At 42.9% G+C, this 20,782-nt stretch carries 20 protein-coding genes; all 20 read right to left on the reverse strand.

Features of this window, described 5'->3' with window-relative positions:
- Window positions 1–579 (reverse strand): outer spore coat protein CotE, encoded by a 579-nt coding sequence (locus HUS26_RS06800; protein ID WP_173918769.1) that lies wholly within the window; start codon window positions 577–579, stop codon window positions 1–3.
- Between the two features lie 167 nt (window positions 580–746).
- A complete protein-coding gene (locus tag HUS26_RS06805; RefSeq protein WP_173916436.1) occupies window positions 747–1,172 on the reverse strand; it encodes a RicAFT regulatory complex protein RicA family protein in 426 nt (141 codons plus the stop codon).
- Window positions 1,172–2,746 carry a tRNA (N6-isopentenyl adenosine(37)-C2)-methylthiotransferase MiaB gene (gene miaB / locus HUS26_RS06810; protein WP_173916437.1) on the reverse strand — a complete coding sequence of 525 codons (1,575 nt, stop codon included), beginning with the start codon at window positions 2,744–2,746 and terminating at the stop codon, window positions 1,172–1,174. Before miaB ends, HUS26_RS06805 begins: the two co-directional genes overlap by 1 nt.
- A 135-nt stretch (window positions 2,747–2,881) precedes the next feature.
- On the reverse strand, window positions 2,882–4,057 hold the full coding sequence (locus HUS26_RS06815; RefSeq protein ID WP_173916438.1) for a glycine C-acetyltransferase: 1,176 nt from the start codon (window positions 4,055–4,057) through the stop codon (window positions 2,882–2,884).
- 157 nt (window positions 4,058–4,214) lie between these two features.
- The gene (tdh, locus tag HUS26_RS06820) at window positions 4,215–5,255 is read right to left on the reverse strand and encodes an L-threonine 3-dehydrogenase (protein ID WP_173916439.1); all 1,041 of its coding nucleotides are present in this window, start codon (window positions 5,253–5,255) and stop codon (window positions 4,215–4,217) included.
- Window positions 5,256–5,429: 174 nt separating this feature from the next.
- On the reverse strand, window positions 5,430–5,690 hold the full coding sequence (locus HUS26_RS06825; protein ID WP_173916440.1) for a stage V sporulation protein S: 261 nt from the start codon (window positions 5,688–5,690) through the stop codon (window positions 5,430–5,432).
- Window positions 5,691–5,798: 108 nt separating this feature from the next.
- Window positions 5,799–6,596, reverse strand: a complete 798-nt coding sequence (locus tag HUS26_RS06830) for a TIGR00282 family metallophosphoesterase (protein WP_173916441.1) — start codon at window positions 6,594–6,596, stop codon at window positions 5,799–5,801.
- 69 nt (window positions 6,597–6,665) lie between these two features.
- Window positions 6,666–8,225 (reverse strand): ribonuclease Y, encoded by a 1,560-nt coding sequence (gene rny / locus HUS26_RS06835; protein WP_173916442.1) that lies wholly within the window; start codon window positions 8,223–8,225, stop codon window positions 6,666–6,668.
- Between the two features lie 257 nt (window positions 8,226–8,482).
- On the reverse strand, window positions 8,483–9,520 hold the full coding sequence (gene recA / locus HUS26_RS06840; RefSeq protein ID WP_173916443.1) for a recombinase RecA: 1,038 nt from the start codon (window positions 9,518–9,520) through the stop codon (window positions 8,483–8,485).
- 158 nt (window positions 9,521–9,678) lie between these two features.
- Window positions 9,679–10,914 carry a competence/damage-inducible protein A gene (locus HUS26_RS06845; RefSeq protein ID WP_173916444.1) on the reverse strand — a complete coding sequence of 412 codons (1,236 nt, stop codon included), beginning with the start codon at window positions 10,912–10,914 and terminating at the stop codon, window positions 9,679–9,681.
- Window positions 10,911–11,489 (reverse strand): CDP-diacylglycerol--glycerol-3-phosphate 3-phosphatidyltransferase, encoded by a 579-nt coding sequence (pgsA, locus tag HUS26_RS06850; protein WP_173916445.1) that lies wholly within the window; start codon window positions 11,487–11,489, stop codon window positions 10,911–10,913. The genes HUS26_RS06845 and pgsA overlap by 4 nt, the downstream gene beginning before the upstream one ends.
- Before the next feature lie 69 nt (window positions 11,490–11,558).
- Window positions 11,559–12,473: a RodZ family helix-turn-helix domain-containing protein gene (locus HUS26_RS06855; RefSeq protein ID WP_173916446.1), complete on the reverse strand. Its 915-nt coding sequence runs from the start codon at window positions 12,471–12,473 to the stop codon at window positions 11,559–11,561.
- Between the two features lie 18 nt (window positions 12,474–12,491).
- Window positions 12,492–13,280, reverse strand: coding sequence for a DUF3388 domain-containing protein (locus HUS26_RS06860; protein WP_173916447.1), 789 nt, complete (start codon window positions 13,278–13,280; stop codon window positions 12,492–12,494).
- A gap of 157 nt (window positions 13,281–13,437) precedes the next feature.
- Entirely contained in the window at window positions 13,438–13,701 is a 264-nt protein-coding gene (locus tag HUS26_RS06865) for a DUF3243 domain-containing protein (protein WP_173916448.1), read from the reverse strand.
- Between the two features lie 69 nt (window positions 13,702–13,770).
- A complete protein-coding gene (ymfI, locus tag HUS26_RS06870; RefSeq protein WP_173916449.1) occupies window positions 13,771–14,490 on the reverse strand; it encodes an elongation factor P 5-aminopentanone reductase in 720 nt (239 codons plus the stop codon).
- Entirely contained in the window at window positions 14,483–15,775 is a 1,293-nt protein-coding gene (gene yfmH, locus HUS26_RS06875; protein ID WP_173916450.1) for an EF-P 5-aminopentanol modification-associated protein YfmH, read from the reverse strand. Before yfmH ends, ymfI begins: the two co-directional genes overlap by 8 nt.
- Window positions 15,775–17,064: an EF-P 5-aminopentanol modification-associated protein YfmF gene (yfmF, locus tag HUS26_RS06880; protein WP_173916451.1), complete on the reverse strand. Its 1,290-nt coding sequence runs from the start codon at window positions 17,062–17,064 to the stop codon at window positions 15,775–15,777. The genes yfmH and yfmF overlap by 1 nt, the downstream gene beginning before the upstream one ends.
- Window positions 17,065–17,201: 137 nt before the next feature.
- Window positions 17,202–18,161, reverse strand: coding sequence for an ABC transporter permease (locus HUS26_RS06885; protein ID WP_173916452.1), 960 nt, complete (start codon window positions 18,159–18,161; stop codon window positions 17,202–17,204).
- A complete protein-coding gene (locus HUS26_RS06890) occupies window positions 18,162–19,208 on the reverse strand; it encodes an ABC transporter permease (RefSeq protein WP_173916453.1) in 1,047 nt (348 codons plus the stop codon).
- The gene (locus tag HUS26_RS06895; protein ID WP_173916454.1) at window positions 19,208–20,734 is read right to left on the reverse strand and encodes an ABC transporter ATP-binding protein; all 1,527 of its coding nucleotides are present in this window, start codon (window positions 20,732–20,734) and stop codon (window positions 19,208–19,210) included. The genes HUS26_RS06890 and HUS26_RS06895 overlap by 1 nt, the downstream gene beginning before the upstream one ends.
- Window positions 20,735–20,782: the final 48 nt, after the last annotated feature.

Here is a 20,782-nt window from a genome sequence, read left to right on the forward strand (position 1 = left end):
TTACTTCTTATGATTGTGACTGCTGCTACTGCTGCTGCTAGGCAAAAACTCAGTTTCAATAGCGTTGAAGTCATCGGATGATAAATCAAAATCATAATCACAATCATCATCACAGCCGTTCGGGTCCACTTTTACACAAAGTTTGGTTTCCCCAATGACATCAACTTGGAATTCTCTCTCAACTTCTACAACGATTTTTTGTCCCTGGGCGGCAATTTTACACTCTAAGCAGTTTGGCTGCTGCACAGCTTTCGCAACGACCTCTAAGTCATCGTTAATGCAGTTGTCGTCTTTGATTACTAATGGTACATGATCGCAGTAGCTCACACGCTCCGTCACAACTTCCGTTTTGGTATTGTCGTTATAAGAATACCAGACGTTGATATCATAGCTGCCGGACACTTCTACACAGTCGCCTTTTTTCTTAGCGTTGTAGATATGGTTGATAACCCAGCAGCCTAGAATACTAGTGGGACGGTGGGAAGGACTTATCGTGTGGGTTGCTTCAGTGAACTTCTTACCTTTACCACAGACAGCTTTTGTAATAATCTCCCGATATTCTCGTTCGAAAAATGACATAGGAAACACTCCTCCTTATTCTACCACTCATCCTATGCGGAATTGGGCAAATGGTGAATATATTCTCGATGACTTCTAAGGACGTTTGTATTCCATTCTATGCACCAGCCTATAAAATTGTACAAAAAAATCCGTTAGATAAAATGTTATCTAACGGATTCCTTGGTTTAATAGCTACAAGCGCCATTACTTTTTTTTGAACCAGTCTCGCCGCTGAGCACATCTCCGCCTGTAGAACGAATAATTTCGTTCGTAACTTCACGGGAAATCGTACTTGAAATCATTTGTAAAATATCGTTTATGAGCACCTGAGTATCTTTAAATTCAGAAACTACCGGAATCGCATCTAACTCATTCTGCAGACGATCGATCTCTTTTTCAATTCTTTCTAGTGCTTCGGTTTTTCCATAAGCCTGAAAGTTAACGGCCTGCTTCTGAAGCGCCTTGATTTTCTTAATATGAGACTGGACCTTTTGATTTTCATTTAACTTCGCTTCAAGCTTCTTAAAACGGTCGATTTCTTCAATTTCAGAAATCATTTTTGCCAGCTTATGAGCTTCATCTACTACTTGTTTTCTCGTATATTGAGCCATTATGATTTCACCTCTATCGTTTCTTCAACCATTTCCCCGTTTAGAGACCAGGTTTTAGCTTCTGTAATTTTTACCTTTACCAGCTGGCCGATGGAAGAACGCGGTCCTCTGAAATTAACCATTTTATTTCTCTTCGTATAGCCGGCAAGAACATCTTTATTTTTTTTACTTTCCCCTTCGACTAATACTTCTACGACTTCACCCTCATATTTCTTCATGGAGTCAGCAGCCTGCTGATTGACGATCTTATTCAAGCGCTGGAGTCTTTCTTTTTTCACTTCCATGGAAACATTATCACTCATGCGGGCCGCAGGAGTACCATCACGAGGTGAATAAATAAACGTATAAGCCGCTTCGAATCCTACTTCTTCTACAAGAGACAGAGTATCCTCAAACTGTTCTTCTGTTTCATTCGGGAAGCCGACGATGATATCTGTCGTAAGAGTCGCCTCCGGCATCGCGGTACGAATTTTCTTCACTAGTTTTAAGTATTCTTCACGCGAATATTTACGCCCCATAATTTTTAATATATCGGAGTTTCCCGATTGGACAGGCAAATGAATATGATCCAGCATGTTACCGCCTTTAGACAGCACTTCGATTAAACGATCATCAAAGTCGCGGGGATGTGAAGTCGTAAATCGCACCCTTGGAATATCAATGGCTCGTAATTCATCCATTAAATCTCCTAATCCGTAATCGATATCAAGATCTTTTCCATAAGCGTTTACATTTTGACCCAGTAATGTGACTTCTTTATACCCTTGAGCGGCCAGATGGCGTACTTCTTGAATAATATCTTCAGGCAGGCGGCTTCGTTCCTTCCCTCGTGTATATGGGACGATACAGTACGTACAGAACTTATCACAGCCGTACATGATATTAACCCAGCCTTTAATTTTTCCTTTACGGGATCGTGGAAGGTTTTCAATAATGTCCCCTTCTTTAGACCATACATCAATAACCATTTCTTTTCCGAACATCGCTTCTTTGACAAGCTGCGGCAGACGGTGGATATTGTGCGTACCGAAAATTAAATCAATGAACGGGTGTTTTTTCAAAATGCGGTTAACAACTGATTCTTCCTGGGACATACATCCGCAGACCCCAATGATAAGATCAGGATTCTCAAGTTTTAACGGCTTTAAGTGACCGATTTCACCGAATACTTTATTTTCCGCATTTTCACGGATTGCACATGTATTCAGCAGAATAATATCGGCTTCTTTAGTATCTGTTGTTGACTCATATCCCATTTCTTCAAAAATACCCGCCATGATTTCCGTATCATGCTCGTTCATCTGGCAGCCATACGTGCGAATCATGTATTTACGGCCTTTCCCTACTCCATCCATATCTTCAGGTATTTTAAAGTCGTAGTGAATCTTAACATCTTCCTTACGACGGCGCTGAGCTTTTCTTAAAGATGGAGGCTGATAGGTTGTCTCAAAATATTTCATAAAGTCTTCGCTTGTTTTTTCTTTAATTCGCTTTAGATTGTCCTCATCGGATTTTACGTCCGCTGGCTTCTCCTGGCGAATTTGTGACATCTCTTTTCGCTGTTGTTCGTTCATTGCGATCTCCTTTCAGACAGAGCTTGTAACTGTCTTATTATATCAGTATTTGACATACTTTTTAAGAGGTAGACATTAAATTGTTAATCTCTATAAAAAACCACAATGAAAGAAAATCATTGTGGTTCTTTACGATTAGATAATATTCAGCTTTTTGCCTACTTTTTTAAAGGCACTTAAAGCTTCCTGCAGTTCTTCTTTGGAATGTTCCGCCGTTACGATGGTCCGAATTCTTCCTTTTCCACGCTGAACGGTCGGGAAGACGATTCCTTGCGCAAAGACACCTTCTTCAAACAATTCATCAGAGAATTTATGAGTAAGCGCGTCATCACCGATCATTACAGGAGTAACAGGAGTCTCGCTGATTCCTGTATCAAACCCTAACTCCTCCAGCCCTTCTTTAAAGAACTTCGTGTTATCCCAAAGCTTATCGATCAGCTCAGGCTCATCGAGCAGGACATCGATCGCAGCATCGTTCGCTGCAGTTACAGCAGGCGGATGTGAAGTACTGAATAGGAAAGGACGGCCTTTATGGATTAAGTACTCACGAAGCGTCTGCGTACTCGCCACATAACCGCCGAGCACACCAATCGCTTTACTTAATGTCCCAACCTGGATATGCACACGTCCATCCAATCCGAAGTGATTGACCGTACCGCGCCCGTTTTCTCCAAGCACACCGCTGGCATGAGCATCATCAACCATAACAAGCGCTCCATACTTTTCAGCAAGCTCAACGATCTGTGGAAGCGGAGCGATGTTTCCATCCATAGAAAAGACGCCGTCCGTTACGATCAGCTTGGTACGATAGTCGGAGCTTTCTTTTAACGCCTGCTCTAAGGAATCCATATCCACGTGCTTGTAAATTTTACGGCCGGCTTTCGTTAAACGGATTCCATCAATAATGGAAGCATGGTTTAACTCATCGGAAATCACGACATCCTGATTAGTTAAGATGGAAGATAAGATTCCTTGGTTTGTTGTAAAACCGGATTGGAATACAAGTGCTGCTTCTGTATGTTTAAATTTGGCAAGCTTTTTCTCGAAGTCTTCATGCATTTGCAGCGTTCCGGCAATCGTACGAACAGATCCTGTTCCAACACCGTATTCTTTGTTCGCTTTCTCTGCAGCTTCCACCATTTTAGAATGGGAAGTTAAACCTAAGTAGTTATTGGAAGACAGCTGAATAACTTCTTTCCCTTTGATTTTTACTTTAGAGCGTTGAGCAGACTCAAGCGGGATCAGCGTGCGGAACGTGCCTTCATTTTTCATTTCATCTAATTGCTCTTGTAAATATTCGAATCCTTTCATAAAAACGAATCCTCCTTTAATTATGGTTCTGTTTACTTTTTTGAGTTGATTTCTCATTATCACTAATATTAATTAGAAGCACAAAGGAAGGGAAATTACTCGATTTTGTGAACGAAGAACCAAAATTCCTCACTCATTTTTTACTCAATCCTTAGTTTTAAGGATGTAATACTACTTTACCGCATTTGCCTTCATTCATTAACTGAAATCCTTTTTCAAACTCTGCCAGTGATAAATGGTGGGTAATCATCGGCTCAACATTCACTTGCCCGGAGTGAAGCAGTCTTGATACCTGCTGCCATGTTTCATACATTTTTCTTCCGGTAATACCTTGCACCGTGATTCCTTTAAAGACAATATCGTTTGTAACATCAAGGGTTACCGGTTGTGTCGGCAGGCTTAAAATTGAAACTCTTCCACCGTTTGTTACCATCTTAAATCCCTGGTCCATCGCCACAGGGTGTCCGCTCATTTCGCAGATGACATCGACGCCGTGGCCGTTTGTTAAACGCCGGGCCTCATCAACTGGATCCTGCTCCCCAGCATGGATGATTGTCGTCGCTCCCATCTCTTTTGCCAGTTCTAAACGATAAGGATTTAAATCGATCGCAAGGACCTGAGAAGCTCCGGCTGCTTTTGCTACCCCTGCAGCCATTAACCCTATTGGCCCGCAGCCGATGACAGCTACTGACATACCGGCCACTTCTCCATTAAGAACCGTGTGAACCGCATTTCCCATCGGCTCTTGAATGGAAGCGATGTCGGACGGCATGTCAGCCGGGTTTCTCCACAGATTGGAAGCCGGAAGGGCTACGTATTCTGCAAAACACCCTTGTGTGTCCACACCAATGATTTTAGTGTTTTCACAAATATGGTACTGCCCGACTAAACATTGTGGACAGTGACCGCAAATTAAATGCGTTTCGGCACTTACATAATCTCCAGGCTGATAGTTCGAAACTATTTCTCCCACTTCAACCACTTCTCCGGAAAACTCGTGCCCGAAGACGTAAGGGGGATGAACACGGCTCGCTGACCATTCATCCCAGTTATATATATGTACATCCGTTCCGCAGATGGATGTAGCTTTCACTTTTATTAGTACTTCATCCTCGCTGATTTCTGGAATAGGGACCTCTTGCAATTGGGCGCCCGGTCCGCGGTGATGTTTAACAATCGCTTTCATATTTCCGTTCACAGTGAACACCCCTTTTTATACATAACAAGAAAATTTCCTTGTATACACATAATTCTATCATGACAGAATTAATTCGCAAGCATACATGTCCACTGGAAAAAAACATATGAACACAAAAAAAACCGCATCCTTGTTAGTAAGAATACGGCGGGGTTTTTATTTATTATAAAATTTTTAACGAGGTTCAATAATCAGCTTGATCGCTGTACGTTCCTCCTCATCAATTAAGATATCGGTAAAGGCAGGAATGCATATAAGGTCTATTCCACTAGGTGCGACAAAACCGCGAGCAATCGCTACTGCTTTAACGGCCTGGTTCAAAGCACCTGCTCCAATGGCCTGTATTTCTGCTGTTCCCCGTTCTCTTACTACATTTGCCAGAGCTCCTGCTACTGAATTAGGTACGGATTTAGCTGATACTTTTAATACTTCCATTACTAGCTCCTCCTTCATTCACTATAGTTGTTCCATAACCACTATATTCTTGGAGATGTAGAATATTCCCTTTTCATTATGCAGGAACTTTTCGCAAAATTCAAATAATCAAGAAAAAAATGGATGATCGTCGTTGATCTGAATCCGCTGAATTTTCTCGGCTTGTCCTGTATTTTCATCGATATCAATCAGAACACCGCTAAATTGAGTCCTGCCGTCTTTTGGAACTTCAAAGCGGACAGGAAGATTGGTTAAAAACCGTTTCATGACAGCTTCCCGCTCCATGCCTAGAATGCCGTCGTATGGTCCAGTCATCCCAACGTCAGAGATGTATGCTGTCCCATCTGGCAGGATTCGTTCATCTGCGGTCTGCACATGGGTATGTGTTCCTACCGTGACGCTCACCCTTCCATCTACATACCAGCCCATTGCCTGCTTCTCGCTCGTAGTTTCCGCGTGAAAATCAACGAAGATGATAGAGGTTCTTTTTCTTGCCTCTTCTATCAGCTCATCAACTTTTCTAAATGGATCATCGTTTGGTGCTAAAAAGGTACGTCCTTGAATATTTATTACGGCGACTTCCCCTTTAGGTGTTTTAATAAAAGTCATTCCTTTACCAGGAGCGCCTTCCGGGTAATTTGCCGGCCGAACGAGATATTCGGCGTCGTCGATAAAGTCAAAGATTTCTTTTTTGTCCCAGGCGTGATTCCCCAGTGTGACCGCCTGTGCACCTTTTTCTAAAAATCTGCGATAAATTTTTTCATTAATTCCTTTACCTGCTGCAGCATTCTCACCGTTAATAATCGTAACGGACGGCTGAAATTTCTGTTTTAATTTCGGCAGGTATTCATCCACCATGTTTCTGCCAGGGGATCCTACTACATCTCCAATAAATAAAATCCTCATCTTTCCATTCCCTCCATCATAATAGGATTAAACAGAAAATGAAGCGATCTTATCAGACCGCTTCATTTCTTATTTGGCATATTCTACTGAACGTGTTTCGCGAATGACCGTGACTTTAATATGTCCGGGGTATTCGAGCTCGCCTTCGATACGGTTTCGAATATCACGCGCTAAGCTGGTCGCCGCCAGATCGTCGATTTCATCAGGGCGGACGATGATTCGTACTTCACGTCCTGCTTGAATTGCGAAGGATTTTTCGACACCTTCGTAGGATTCAGAGATTTCTTCAAGCTTTTCTAAACGCTTGATATAATTCTCTAATGTTTCACTTCGAGCTCCTGGACGTGCAGCCGATAAGGCATCAGCCGCGGCAACAATCACAGCGATCACAGATGTAGGTTCTTCATCCCCGTGGTGGGAAGCAATTGCGTTGACGACAATATCGTGCTCTTTATACTTCGTCGCTAATTCTTTCCCGATCTCAACGTGACTTCCTTCTACTTCGTGGTCGATCGCCTTACCTATGTCGTGAAGTAAACCGGCACGGCGAGCCATCGTTTCATCTTCACCAAGTTCAGCTGCTAAAAGCCCGGATAAGTAAGCCACTTCCGTTGAGTGCTTCAGAACGTTCTGGCCATAGCTTGTACGATATTTCAAACGGCCAAGGATTTTGACAAGGTCCGGATGGAGACCATGTACTCCAATTTCAAAGGTGGTCTCTTCGCCGACTTCTCGAATATAGTCGTCCACTTCACGTCGGGACTTATCTACCATTTCTTCGATTCTAGCCGGGTGAATACGGCCATCCTGGACTAATTTCTCTAGGGCTAAACGGGCGATTTCACGGCGAATCGGATCAAATCCTGATAAAATAACGGCTTCTGGAGTATCATCGATAATTAAATCTATACCAGTAAGCGTTTCAAGTGTACGGATGTTACGACCCTCACGACCGATAATACGACCTTTCATTTCGTCGTTTGGCAGGTTGACGACAGAAACAGTGGTTTCTGCCACATGATCTGCGGCGCAACGCTGCAGCGCTAGAGAAAGAATGTTCTTAGCCTTCTTATCCGCTTCTTCTCTGGCACGGTTCTCAGCCTCTTTGACCATCAGCGCTGACTCATGAGAAACTTCTTGCTCTACTCGTTCAAGAATCACTTGTTTTGCCTGGTCAGCTGTTAAGCCGGAGATGCGTTCAAGTTCTGCTTCCTGCTTTTGAAGCATCGCTTTCACTTTGCTTTCCATTTCTTCAATTTGTTGTTGTCTTTCGGCAAGAGTCCCCTCTTTCTTCTCGAGTGATAAATCACGTTGATCCAGCGTTCCACTCTTACGATCAAGATTCTCTTCTTTCTGAGTTAAACGATTTTCAGTTTTTTGCAGTTCCAAGCGGCGCTCACGAATTTCATTTTCAGCTTCCTGGCGAAATCTCTGATTCTCTTCTTTCGCCTCAAGAAGCGCTTCCTTTTTCGCAGAATCAGCATTGCGACGGCCTTCTTCCACTATCTGCCTGGCAAGCTCTTCTGCGCTAGAAATTTTAGCTTCCGCAATAGACTTCCGAATTAGATAACCAACAACAGAACCGATGATAAGGGCAAGCAAAATGAAGATGATGGATAACATATCCATTGTTTCACCTCCTCTTGCTATAAACTTGGTCCGTTTGTCGGCATGTACAAACGATTCATTTTCAGTTTCATTACATTAGAATAAAAGGGATAAATATGAAAATGATACACATTCATTTTATGCTTGACGCTAAGTATTGTCAAGGAATCGTCATATTAGTTCTTCTTTTACACGAAAAATTTAAAAAAATCTGTCAATTTAAAACTTCATAAAAAAGCAAGTCTGCATAGAAATGCAAACCTGCTTTATATTTTGCCTTATACGTCCAGTGATTCCTGGTTTTCCTCTTTAGGCTCCTCAGCAGCAGGGCCATCCATTTCATAATGAGCACGCACTAATGCCTTAATTTCTTGATAAACGTCCTCATTTTCTTTTAGGTACTGCTTTGCATTCTCACGTCCCTGTCCCAATCTCTCATCATTATAAGAGTACCAGGATCCGCTCTTTTGAATAATATCTAAATCAGAACCGATATCAAGAAGTTCTCCTTCTCTGGAGATTCCTTCTCCATACATAATGTCTACTTCCGCTTTCTTAAACGGAGGTGCAACTTTGTTCTTCACAACTTTCAGGCGGGTTTTATTCCCGACCATTTCGTCACCCTGTTTTAAAGTCTCCGCACGGCGCACTTCAAGTCTCACAGATGAGTAGAATTTAAGCGCACGTCCGCCAGGAGTGGTTTCAGGGTTACCGAACATGACCCCTACTTTTTCACGGATCTGGTTGATAAATATAGCCGTCGTTTTCGACTTGTTAATCGCTCCAGACAGCTTTCTTAAAGCCTGGGACATTAAACGGGCCTGAAGACCAACGTGTGAATCTCCCATTTCGCCTTCAATCTCGGCTTTTGGTACTAAAGCAGCTACAGAGTCGATAACCACCATGTCAACGGCACCGCTTCGTACGAGGGCTTCTGCGATTTCAAGCGCCTGTTCCCCTGTATCTGGCTGGGATAACAGCAGCTCCTCAATATCTACACCCAGGGCTCTCGCATAGACAGGGTCAAGCGCATGCTCCGCATCGATAAATGCGGCTTGTCCGCCTTGTCTTTGCGCTTCGGCAATCGCATGCAGCGCTACTGTAGTTTTACCAGAAGATTCTGGTCCATATATTTCAACAATTCTTCCGCGTGGATAACCGCCGACACCTAGTGCTACATCGAGGGCGAGCGATCCGCTGGAAACTGTGCTTACTCTTTGTTCTGCTTGTTCTCCAAGCTTCATGATGGAACCTTTACCGAACTGTTTTTCAATTTGTCTTAACGCCATATCTAAGGCTTGTTTACGATCACTCAAAATGATTCCCCTTTCCGGATTTCTAAATCTATCATACCTCTTTTTTTTCGATTTGCCAACCAAAAAGCGAATAAATGTTCCCTTTTTTATTGCTGCTTGACTGTCCATTTTTGAAGAATCACTTGCTTAAAATCGAAAAAAGACGCCTGCACCGGTGTTCATTCTGCGTTTTTTAAATAATTAAAAAGAAGTTCATAGCCTTTAATAACCGCCCGGCCTCTAATCTTATCCCTGCTGCCATCAAAATAATACCTAAAGACAGATGCCGGAGCGTCCTGCGCTTTTAATCCTATATAGACTAGACCGGGTTTATGCCCTTCACTTTCAGCAGGACCGGCAACACCTGTAAAACTAACAGCAATATCTACATCCAGGAGCTTTTGAGCGTTCTCTGCCATTTTCGCTGCACATTCCTCACTTACCGTTCCGTAAGTTTCAATAATTTCTGCAGGTATTTTAAGTATCGATTTTTTGGCAGATGGTGTGTAAGCAACAAGCCCGCCTTCACAAATGGAGGAGGCTCCTTTTAAGGAAATCAGCTTCTCAATAAATTTTCCCCCAGTTAAACTTTCGGCTGATCCCGCTTTTAATCCTTTTTGAACTAAAATATCTTGAACGGCTTCTTCCACCGTAATGCTGTCACTTCCAAAGTAGTGAGAGCCGACCCGCTGCAATATTTCGCTCTTTAGCGAAGCCAGCAGTTCGGCTGCCTCAGGTCCTGATGCTGTCAGCCGAATAGCCACATCGCCTTCTCCTGCAAGAGGAGCGATTGTCGGGTTGCTCTGCTGGCTGATCAGGTCCTGCAGTTCATGTTCAAGCTTTGACTCACCGATGCCTACAAAGCGGAGCATTTCTGATTTTATTTCTGACTCCAGTTGATAGTTATGGACTAAATACGGAAATACCTGTTCACTCATCAGCCGCTTCATTTCTGAAGGCACGCCTGGTAAAAATATATACAAAGTATCCTTAAAGTGATACATCTGGCCGGGCGCCATACCTTCATCATTCTGGAGGACGACGGACCCATCCAAGACGAGGGCCTGTTTACGATTATTCTCAGTCATCGTGCGGCTGTTCTTTTTAAAGTACTCTTCTATTTTCGACATGGCTTTTTCATCTTCTTTTAAAGAAGTTTGAAAAAGCATGCTCGCTGCATCTCTCGTTAAATCATCTTCCGTTGGACCAAGACCACCTGTAATGATCACGATGTCTGATCGAGCACCCGCCTGTTCAAATGTCTGAACAACGCGTTCCAAATTATCTCCTACCGCGCTGTGGAAATAAACAGAGATGCCGTAATGGGCCAGTTCTTTTGAGATCCACTGGGCATTTGTATTAGCAATTTGCCCGAGGAGAATTTCAGTACCTACGCCTACGATTTCAGCTCTCACTTGGAATCCCTCATTACATGCCAGTTTTTAGCGAAATAATCATATCCGGAATATATCGTGATGAGCAGAGCCGCATATAAGCTGATCGTCCCCATCGGAAATCCAATATATGCAAAAGGCCAATTGTGCAGCAGCAGCAGAGAAATTGAAACAATCTGAATCCATGTTTTGAGTTTCCCCATTTGACTGGCTGCTAGTACACTACCCTCACCTGCGGCAACTAAACGCAGACCGGTAACCGCAAATTCGCGGCTAATAATGAAAATAACGATCCAAGCTGGAGCCAGGCCGATTTCTACTAACAAAATCAATGCAGCACTAACAAGAAGTTTGTCAGCTAAAGGATCAAGAAATTTCCCTAAGTTGGTGACGAGGTTATACTTTCTGGCGATGTACCCGTCAATCCAGTCAGTTGTCGATGCAATAATGAATAGTATAGCCCCTGCCAGATGAGAAACAGGGAGTTCCTCTTCCCCCATGGTGATGCTTCCCCATTCAAAAGGCACACTCATAAGAATGATAAAAACAGGAATTAATGCGATTCTTGATAAAGTAATTTTATTAGGTAAATTCATTTTACATAAGCACTTCCTTTACTAACATAGTTAAAGCTGTCCTTACCACATTGTAGGACAGCTTAATCGTTATTCTTCGAATTTAATTAAAAGCTTTTGAGTTAAGTTGTCTGCTGGAAATTCTATTTCTTCATCATTAATGTATACCTTAAGGCCAGGAACAGACCCGGTGCGCACATAAACCTCTTTATAGTCACTTATGTCCTGTGTAATCGTGTCATCTTCTGAGGTATACGTTATAGGATCAACCAGATTTTCTCCACCTTTAGGTGCCTGTACTTCGAGATACGTATCTCCTTCAAACTCAATTTTCAATTCACGCTCTACTGTGCCCGTCACTTCATAGACGTGTTCCGGGAATCCGCCTGTCCCTGTTTCAGCCAGGGAAATTTCCAATTGAGGCTCTTCAGCTTCTTCTTCCTGAGATTCTTGCTCATCTTCTTCCTCAGCCGCATCTCCTCTGTTTTTTTCGGATTCTCCAGAGCCGGATCCCTCTTCATCAGATGCTCCTTCACCCGTATCTGATGAGGTGACATTCACTTGATCTTCACTCTGACTGTCCGTCGTTCCGCTGTCGGGCTCTGTAATCTGCATAATAAAAAACCAGGCAACGAACAAGGCGCCTATTATAAGTACAATTGTAATCAAAGTAGGAAAGGCTTTTGAAAGACTGCCTCCGCCTGGTTTTCCTACGGACCCTTCAGTCTTCGCGCGCTGGACACGGCTGTGGGTGATCACCTGTTCTTCTTCTGTAGAAGGGAGTTCTGATTTATGCTCCTCCATAACCTTTTCTGGGTCTAATCCAACGGCTGAGGCATATTCCCTAATAAAGGCGCGGGTATAAAACTTGCCTGGCAGGATCCCAAATTCATTTTTTTCGATAGCCTGAAGGTATCGCTTTTGAATTTTCGTCTTCTGCTGAACTTCTTCAAGCGACAGCTTCTTAGCTTCTCTCGCCTCTTTCAGGCGTTCACCTATTTCCATTACTAACACCATCCATTATTAAAAGTCAAACATAGAGAAACCATCGTTCGGCATCTTTTGCTTTTCTACCGGCTCGTACGTAATTTCTTCATCTGCATTATTTCTAAGCTCGATAATGTAGTCGAAGTCACTCATTTTATATTCAGTCTGCTGGACGAAAATATCAGGGTGTTCAATTACTTTAGTCGCCGGCAGTCTCATGATTTCCCGAACTAACTGCCAATGCTGTTCACTCGCTCTTTTTGCAGAAACGATCCCATCTATAATATAGAGATAGTCTTCATTGTATTCTTCTTCAATTAATTGATTTCTAACAGTCTGCTTAAGCAGCGTGCTTGATACAAACAGCCACTTCTTATTCGCACAGACACTTGAAGCCACTACTGATTCCGTTTTTCCAACGCGGGGCATTCCACGGATCCCGATCAGCTTATGGCCTTCTTTCATAAACAGTTCAGCCATAAAGTCTACGAGAAGACCTAAATCCTCCCGGTTAAAACGGAACGTCTTTTTATCATCCACATCACTATGTATGTACCGGCCATGACGTACAGCCAAACGGTCCCGAAGTTTTGGCCTGCGAAGTTTAGTAACCTTAATTGTATCCATCGTATTTAATATGGAACGCAGACGAATGATCTGATCTTCACTTTTACAAAGCAAAAGCATTCCCCGGTGCGAATTCTCAACACCGTTGATCGTGACGATATTAATAGCCATCATTCCCAATAATGATGATATATCTCCCAGGAGTCCAGGACGGTTATACTGGATCTCATATTCTAAATACCATTCTTTCTTTTCCATGATCCATCTCCTCAGGCAGAAAATGTCGAAGTTTGCAAAAATAAAATAGCTACTCTTGTTATATCATAAATGATTTTACTCTAATAGAAAAGTCTGCAAACAGATTAAAAATTAATGAAAAACCGCACAGCTCAAAATCTGTACGGTTTTCCCATTTTTATTTAGGCTGATTGCCTTCGTTTTGGACAAGTTTAACCATCATGTTAGCGATTGCGTGCTGTTCCTGTTCATCGGCAACATTCCACAGCTCTCTTAAAACGGCTTCTTGACCATTTTTAGCATCTACTTCTGTTGCTAAGTATCCACCGATTTCGTAAGCTAATTCATTAACAGTTCTTTCATCCATGCCTTGTCCTTGAGCTTGATGCAAACGATCTCCAAGGAAATCTTTCCAGGAATCAAAATTTTCTAGTACGGACATGATGTCTACCTCCTAAGGATGTTTTGATCAACCTTAGTATGAGCGATCGAAAAGATAATATACACAAATTTAGTACCACCCGCCATTAACTTTTAACACGTGTCCGGTTACATAGCTTGAAGCATCATTCAATAAGTAGAAGATGGCTTTAGCGACTTCCTCACTTGTTCCAAGACGGCCGAGCGGAATTTCTTCTGTGATCATTTTTTTATCTTCACTTGAGATAATTTGATTCATCGGTGTGTCAATAAAACCAGGGGTGACCGCATTCACCCTGATTCCGCTTGGGCCGGTTTCTTTGGCCAGACCCTTTACAAAGCTGATCTGCGCCCCTTTTACTGAGCTGTAAACAGCTTCAAGGCTGGCTCCTTCTTCTCCCCAGACAGAGGATACCACGACGATGCAGCCTTCCTTTTTGCGAATCATAGGAGGCAGCAGCTTTTTGGTCAGCATCCAGAGAGCTTTGACATGCACGTAATAAAGCTTATCCATAACCTCATAGGAGACATCCTGATGCAGGCTCAAAATATGATTACCCGGTGCAAACACAAGCATGTCCCAATCGTCAGGAACGGAATCAAGAAAGCTTTCGATTCCTTCCATCGTCGACAGTTCACCGTAATAAGCGCCGATCCATCTATCTGGGTTGATCGTGTCTTTTTTGCGGTCGATTTTTTCTTTATTGGAAAAATACTGGAGGGCAACGTTCATCCCTTCGTCTGCCAGCAGTTTGGCTGTAGAGAATCCGATGTCTCCGCTCCCTCCAATGATTAAGCATTTTTTATTCATTTTCCTGAGGTTTCACCTGGAAGACAGAAATTCTTTCTTCTTTAATCCAGTGTTCTACATATTGATCCGCTTCCTGAGCCGTTAAAGATTCAATTACAGGCAGTACATCAAATAAGTCGACACCTAACGTGTGATAGTGCGTAAACTGATTGGCTATAAATTCCATAGAATTCAGCGCTCTCATAAACTGGCCGATTTTTTTACGCTTCATTCTTGTGAAATCTTCTTCAGAAATTTTCTTCTCTTTAAGAACATGCAGCATTTCTTTTATACGTTTGGCAAGCTCATCAGGTTTTCTCGAATCTCCACCTAAAATGGTAAAACCAAACTGGCGGTCGAGCTCTGTCTCAAATTGAAAGCTGTCATCGATAAGATCTGCGTTATACAGCTCTTCATAAAACTCCCCGCTTTTTGAGAAATAAAAGTCGAGGACCATCCCTGAAAGCAGTTCAGCACGCAGAAGCTCTTCACCTGTCAGTGAAGAAACATCTTCTTTTACACCTACCATCGCTTTTGCCGTGGTCACAGGCATCGTAATCGCATCTTCCGCTTTAGCGGCTGAAACGGGTTCTTCCGGGTAAGAACGCTTAATTTCCGGAGCCTTTTTAAATGACTTGCTGTTTTGGTTATCCCGTATTAGTCTGATCATACTTTCCGGCTCAAAATTACCCGCTATAAAAAGAACCATGTTCGAAGGATGATAGAAGGTTTCATAGCAAGTATACAAATCATCTTTTGTAATTTCCTGAATGGAGTCGACCGTTCCCGCTATGTCCACTTTAACCGGATGCTTTTCATAAAGGCTTTGAATCGTACCAAAAAAAGCTCTCCAGTCCGGCTGGTCATCATACATGCGGATTTCCTGGGCGATAATTCCTTTTTCCTTATCAACACTTTCCTTTGAAAAGTAAGGATCCTGAACAAAATCAAGTAGGGTCTGGACATTTTTTTCAATATGGCTTGTAGCCGAGAACAAGTAAGCCGTCTTCGTAAAGGAAGTGAAGGCATTAGCCGACGCACCGAGCTGAGTAAAATCCTGAAACACATCACGATCCTCTTTTTCAAACAGCTTGTGCTCAAGGAAGTGCGCAATCCCTTCAGGTACGGTTGTTTCTTTATCCTGGCCAATCGGAGTGAACGTCTGGTCAATCGACCCATAGTTCGTAGTAAAAATTCCGTATGTTTTGGCCATTTCCGGTTTGGACAGCAAGAACACCTGCAGCCCATTATCCATCGTTTCTTTGTATACTTTTTCGTTTAACTGCTGGTATACCAATTCTTCCATTACGATTCCCCTCCTTCTTGGCTCGTTAAGAAGTAGACAGTATCAAGTTCTATTTTATTAGCCACATTCACTACATCTTCTTTCGTAACATTACGCACGTTATTAAAAATAGTTTCTGCAGGAATGTCTGTGCCTGAAAGCATTTGGTGATACAGCACTTCAATTAAGCCGCTCGCGTGATCCATTGTTTCCTGAAGCTGGTTGACAACCTGCTCTTTGGAACTTTCCACGTCACCTTCAGTAAAATCACCTTCTTGCATCGCCTGCATCTGTTCAAGAATAATGGATTTCGCCTGATCAAAATCTTTAGGGTCAACCCCGCTGAAAACTAGCAGGAGACCTTTGTGGCTTTCAAAACGAGAAGCCGCATAATAGGCTAAGCTGTGCTTCTCACGAACATTCATAAATAGTTTTGAACTCGGAAAACCGCCGAACAGCCCGTTAAACACTTGAAGAGCAAAATAGTCGTCATCCCCAAAAGTAATATTTGTCCGATAGCCAATATGGAGCTTCCCTTGATTGACATCTTCTCTTTCAATGACTTCATTAACCTTACCCTTTGCAGAAATGGTATTATTTTCAGTCTTCGTATGATTTTCTTTTACGGATTTTCTTGAGAAGAATTTATCAGCCATAGATTTGATCTCTGACTCGTCTATATCGCCAATAATGTAAACATCCAGCTGATCACGGTTAATCATCGCCTGATAATATTCATGAAGGCTTTTTGCTGTAATATCTTTAAAATCTTCAAGATAGCCATGGACATGGTAAGAGTATGCCTCTCCGTCACACATGTGATCAATCAGTCTCATATTCGCATAGCTCATCTTATCATCTTTAATGGACGTAATTTTTTGTTCAAGAGTCTGCTTTTCACGGCTTACGATTTTTTCATCAAATGCATTATGCTCAACTTTTGGCCGGAAAAGAACGTCACTGAATATTTCCAGTGCTTTTTCAAAAATAGGTTCCTTATCCGATAGATAAGCTTCATTCACGACTTCCATGCGGAAAGACAAAATATGATTCTCACCTTTTTTCGTTCCATCACTGGAAAAGCCCGTGCCATATAAATTTTCTAACGCAGACTGCAGCTTACGGGTTTCAGGATGCCTGCTCGTCGCTTTTTGCAGGACATGCGGCAGAAGGGCACGTTCAGTAATTCCCTCTCGTTGAAGTGGAGCTTTCATTTTCGCAACAATGGATACGGTTTTATACTTTTTGCTGGGTAAAATATGTAATCTGTATCCATTTTCATTATAAATGGTTTCATTTGAAATTTTCATCAACTCATCCTCCTCTTATACCTTATCTATTATGCACACCTATCTATGTTTCATGCTTACAAGGGTTAATTCATATGCTAAGCGATATCGGGAAAAAAGTAAAAAGTAAAGCCCGGTGAATGCACCGGGCTTTATTTTTAACGACTTCCTTTTACATATGGGGAACCGAGAGATTTTGGAGCCTCTGCTCTGCCGATAAATCCGGCAAGAGCCAGAATGGTTAAAACGTAAGGCGCAATTAATAAAAAAACCTGCGGCACATCGGCTAGAAGCGGAATACCGGAGCTGACGACACTTAAACTTTGGGCAAATCCAAAGAAGATCGCCGCCCCCAATGCTCCAAGCGGATGCCACTTGCCGAAAATAACGGCTGCTAGCGCCATAAAGCCTTGTCCGACAATCGTCGACTGTGAAAAGTTCATCGCAATGGTAAGGGCAAAAACGGATCCTCCAAGTCCTCCAAGGGCTCCTGACAGCATAACAGCAACATAGCGCATACCATAAACGTTAATTCCGTTCGTATCCGCGGCCATCGGATGTTCTCCTACCGAACGCAGCCTTAAGCCAAATGGTGTTTTAAATAATACAAACCATACAACAAAAGCTAAAATAATCGCCATATAAGAGGTCAGGTACATCCTTGAAAAAAGCAGGCCCCCAAGTATCGGAATATCACTTAACAGCCATACATCTGTCGTATAAAACGGCTTGCTTACCATATCTGTCTGGCCTTTATCATACCATTGCTTCGTTAAAAACAGTCCGATACCTAAAGCGAGAAAGTTTATGGCCACTCCGCTTACAACCTGATCGGCCCGAAACGTAATTGACGCTACAGCGTGAACGAGGGCAAAAACTGCTGAAATTATCATAGCTGCTGTAATCGAGAGCCATGGGGTGAAAGAGCCAAAAGTATCGGCAAACGTTAAATTAAATACGATACCTACAAATGCCCCCATAACCATAAGGCCTTCAAGACCTATATTGATAATACCCGACCGCTCACTGAGTACACCGCCTAACGCTGTTAAAATCAGAGGGGATGCAAAAAACAAAGCTTGCGGAATAACCGATTCCAGGATCTCAATAATGTTCATTTATTTCCCCTCCTTTTTCATACGCAGGATAAACCAGCGAATCAGATAGCTTGAAGCTACGAAGAAAATTATTAAGGCAATAACAATTTCAACGAGTTCTGTCGGCACACCAGCTACTGTAGGCATGTTCAACGCTCCGATTTTTAAAATTCCAAATAGAAAAGCAGCGAATACGACTCCTATGGCTGTATTGGCACCAAGGAGCGCAACAGCAATTCCTTCAAAGCCGATGTTTGTAAAACCTGACTTCGTCGCCAAGTAGCCAAATGTTCCTAATCCTTCCATAGAGCCGGCTAAACCGGCAAAGGCACCAGAAATCATCATCGCAAGAACGATATTCTTACCGACGCTCATTCCAGCATAGCTTGAAGCAAATGGATTATAGCCGACGGACCTCAGCTCAAATCCTCGTGTAGTTTTATTCAAGATAAACCACATCACAAGCGCCATAAACAATGAAATAAGAATTCCATAGTGCATTCTTGAGTAAAATGTCATATCGGCTAACCATGGTGAAGCGAGCGATGCCGTTTCCGCAATTCTCTCCGTCTGGTCTTCACCATCTGTAATGACATGGCGAATGATCGCATTCGTGGAATACAAAGCAATATAGTTCATCATAATCGTTACGATAACCTCATGGACGCCAAGCTTTGCCTTAAGGATTCCTGGAATAAAGCCCCAGGCGGCACCGGCAGCCGCAGCAGCCGCTAAAGCAAGCGGCAAGTGAATAATCATTGGAAGCTCAAAGGCTGTCCCTACCCAGACAGAAGCCAGCCAGCCAACGAACACTTGCCCCTCAACTCCGATGTTAAGAAGACCTGTCCTTAAGGCAAATGCTACAGCCAGCCCTGAGAGGATATAAGGAGTAACCATTCGAATGGTTTCACCAAAAAAGTAACTGTCGCCGAACGCTCCATTCCATAGGGCTGCATAACCGGCAACCGGGTTGTAACCAAAGATAAGCATAATAATGGCTCCAGACAGCAGGCCAAGAAAAACAGATATAACAGGTATGAGTACGTTAATCAGGCGATTGGAAAACATTATTTCTCACCCGCTTTCTCAAGCCTGTTCCCGGCCATCAACAGACCAAGCTGCTGTTCATTGGTTTCCTCTGGTTTTACTTCAGCAATTATCTGCCCGTCAAACATAACAGCGATCCGATCACTTAAATTAAGGACCTCATCGAGCTCAAATGATAGAAGCAGAACGGCTTTCCCTTTATCACGCTCTTCAATTAATTTCTGGTGAATAAATTCGATCGCCCCTACGTCGAGACCACGAGTCGGCTGTGCAGCAATCAGTAAGTCTGGCGAGCGGTCAATTTCTCTGCCGATGATAGCTTTTTGCTGGTTTCCACCTGAAAGTGCGCGGGCCTTCGTAAACTCATCCGGTGTACGTACATCATATTCCTTGATCAGTTCCCGGGCTTTCTGATAAATATTTTTAAAGTTCATAACTCCTTTTTTAGAAAAAGGCTCCTGATAATAAGATTGCAGAACGAAATTATCAGCCACTGGAAAATCTAGAACTAAACCGTATTTGTGCCGGTCCTGTGGAATATGAGAAATGCCGGCCTCTGTGATTTTTCTTGGTGTAAGGTTTGAAATTGCTTTGTTATGCAGTTGAATCGTCCCTGACTCTGTCTTTCTTAAACCTGCGATGGCTTCTATCAGCTCAGATTGTCCATTGCCGTCAATACCGGCGACTCCGACGATTTCACCTGCGCGAACTTCAAGGTTGAGCCCCTTGACCATCGGAACGTTCCTGACATCTTTAACATACAAGTCTTTAATCAAAAGGTACGTCTCTCCCGGATTCGCTTCTGTTTTCTCCGTCTTAAAGCTGACTTCTCGGCCCACCATTAAAGAAGCAAGGTGATCTGGGTTTGTTTCCTCTACATCCACCGTACCAATTCCTTCTCCTTTACGGATAACGGTACAGCGGTCACAGACCTCCATAATTTCTTTAAGCTTATGCGTAATTAGAATAATCGATTTCCCTTCACGGACGAGGCTCTTCATTATATCGATCAGTTCTTTAATCTCCTGAGGCGTCAGTACGGCTGTCGGCTCATCAAAGATAAGAATTTCGGCCCCGCGGTACAAGGTTTTCAAAATTTCTACGCGCTGCTGCATCCCTACAGAAATATCACGCACTTTTGCTTTAGGATCAACATTTAAGCCGTACCTTTTAGACAGCTCGGCAACTTCCTGTTCCGCTTTCTTAATATCTACGGTTATCCCTTTTTGCGGTTCGCTGCCTAAGACGATATTTTCGGTAACAGTAAACGTATCGACAAGCATAAAATGCTGATGCACCATTCCGATTCCAAGCCGGTTCGCGACGTTTGGGTCGGTGATTTTAACCTGCTTTCCTTTTACTCGAATCTCGCCTTTTTCCGGCTGATACAAGCCAAACAATACATTCATTAACGTTGATTTGCCTGCACCGTTTTCACCTAACAGAGCATGTATCTCCCCTTTTTTAACTTGAAGCATAATATTGTCGTTGGCGACAATGCCGGGAAACTCTTTGCGAATGTTGACCATCTCTATTACGTAATCCATTTTTCCCATCCCCCTATTCAAAAGTCCTCCCAATGGTCTAGATAATGC

It is taken from the genome of Halobacillus sp. Marseille-Q1614 (assembly GCF_902809865.1).
Classification (GTDB): domain Bacteria; phylum Bacillota; class Bacilli; order Bacillales; family Halobacillaceae; genus Halobacillus_A.

What these genes read in the sequence shown, in the direction of transcription:
- HUS26_RS06805 (WP_173916436.1), bottom strand. Translation starts at nt 1,172, where the DNA reads ATGGCTCAATATACGAGAAAACAAGTAGTAGATGAAGCTCATAAGCTG.
- HUS26_RS06815 (WP_173916438.1), bottom strand. Translation starts at nt 4,057, where the DNA reads ATGAAAGGATTCGAATATTTACAAGAGCAATTAGATGAAATGAAAAAT.
- HUS26_RS06890 (WP_173916453.1), bottom strand. Translation starts at nt 19,208, where the DNA reads ATGTTTTCCAATCGCCTGATTAACGTACTCATACCTGTTATATCTGTT.
- yfmH (WP_173916450.1), bottom strand. Translation starts at nt 15,775, where the DNA reads ATGGAAGAATTGGTATACCAGCAGTTAAACGAAAAAGTATACAAAGAA.
- pgsA (WP_173916445.1), bottom strand. Translation starts at nt 11,489, where the DNA reads ATGAATTTACCTAATAAAATTACTTTATCAAGAATCGCATTAATTCCT.
- HUS26_RS06885 (WP_173916452.1), bottom strand. Translation starts at nt 18,161, where the DNA reads ATGAACATTATTGAGATCCTGGAATCGGTTATTCCGCAAGCTTTGTTT.
- HUS26_RS06895 (WP_173916454.1), bottom strand. Translation starts at nt 20,734, where the DNA reads ATGGATTACGTAATAGAGATGGTCAACATTCGCAAAGAGTTTCCCGGC.
- HUS26_RS06860 (WP_173916447.1), bottom strand. Translation starts at nt 13,280, where the DNA reads ATGGAAAAGAAAGAATGGTATTTAGAATATGAGATCCAGTATAACCGT.
- yfmF (WP_173916451.1), bottom strand. Translation starts at nt 17,064, where the DNA reads ATGAAAATTTCAAATGAAACCATTTATAATGAAAATGGATACAGATTA.
- miaB (WP_173916437.1), bottom strand. Translation starts at nt 2,746, where the DNA reads ATGAACGAACAACAGCGAAAAGAGATGTCACAAATTCGCCAGGAGAAG.
- rny (WP_173916442.1), bottom strand. Translation starts at nt 8,225, where the DNA reads ATGGATATGTTATCCATCATCTTCATTTTGCTTGCCCTTATCATCGGT.
- HUS26_RS06855 (WP_173916446.1), bottom strand. Translation starts at nt 12,473, where the DNA reads ATGGAAATAGGTGAACGCCTGAAAGAGGCGAGAGAAGCTAAGAAGCTG.
- ymfI (WP_173916449.1), bottom strand. Translation starts at nt 14,490, where the DNA reads ATGAATAAAAAATGCTTAATCATTGGAGGGAGCGGAGACATCGGATTC.
- HUS26_RS06830 (WP_173916441.1), bottom strand. Translation starts at nt 6,596, where the DNA reads ATGAGGATTTTATTTATTGGAGATGTAGTAGGATCCCCTGGCAGAAAC.
- HUS26_RS06825 (WP_173916440.1), bottom strand. Translation starts at nt 5,690, where the DNA reads ATGGAAGTATTAAAAGTATCAGCTAAATCCGTACCTAATTCAGTAGCA.
- HUS26_RS06800 (WP_173918769.1), bottom strand. Translation starts at nt 579, where the DNA reads ATGTCATTTTTCGAACGAGAATATCGGGAGATTATTACAAAAGCTGTC.
- HUS26_RS06865 (WP_173916448.1), bottom strand. Translation starts at nt 13,701, where the DNA reads ATGTCCGTACTAGAAAATTTTGATTCCTGGAAAGATTTCCTTGGAGAT.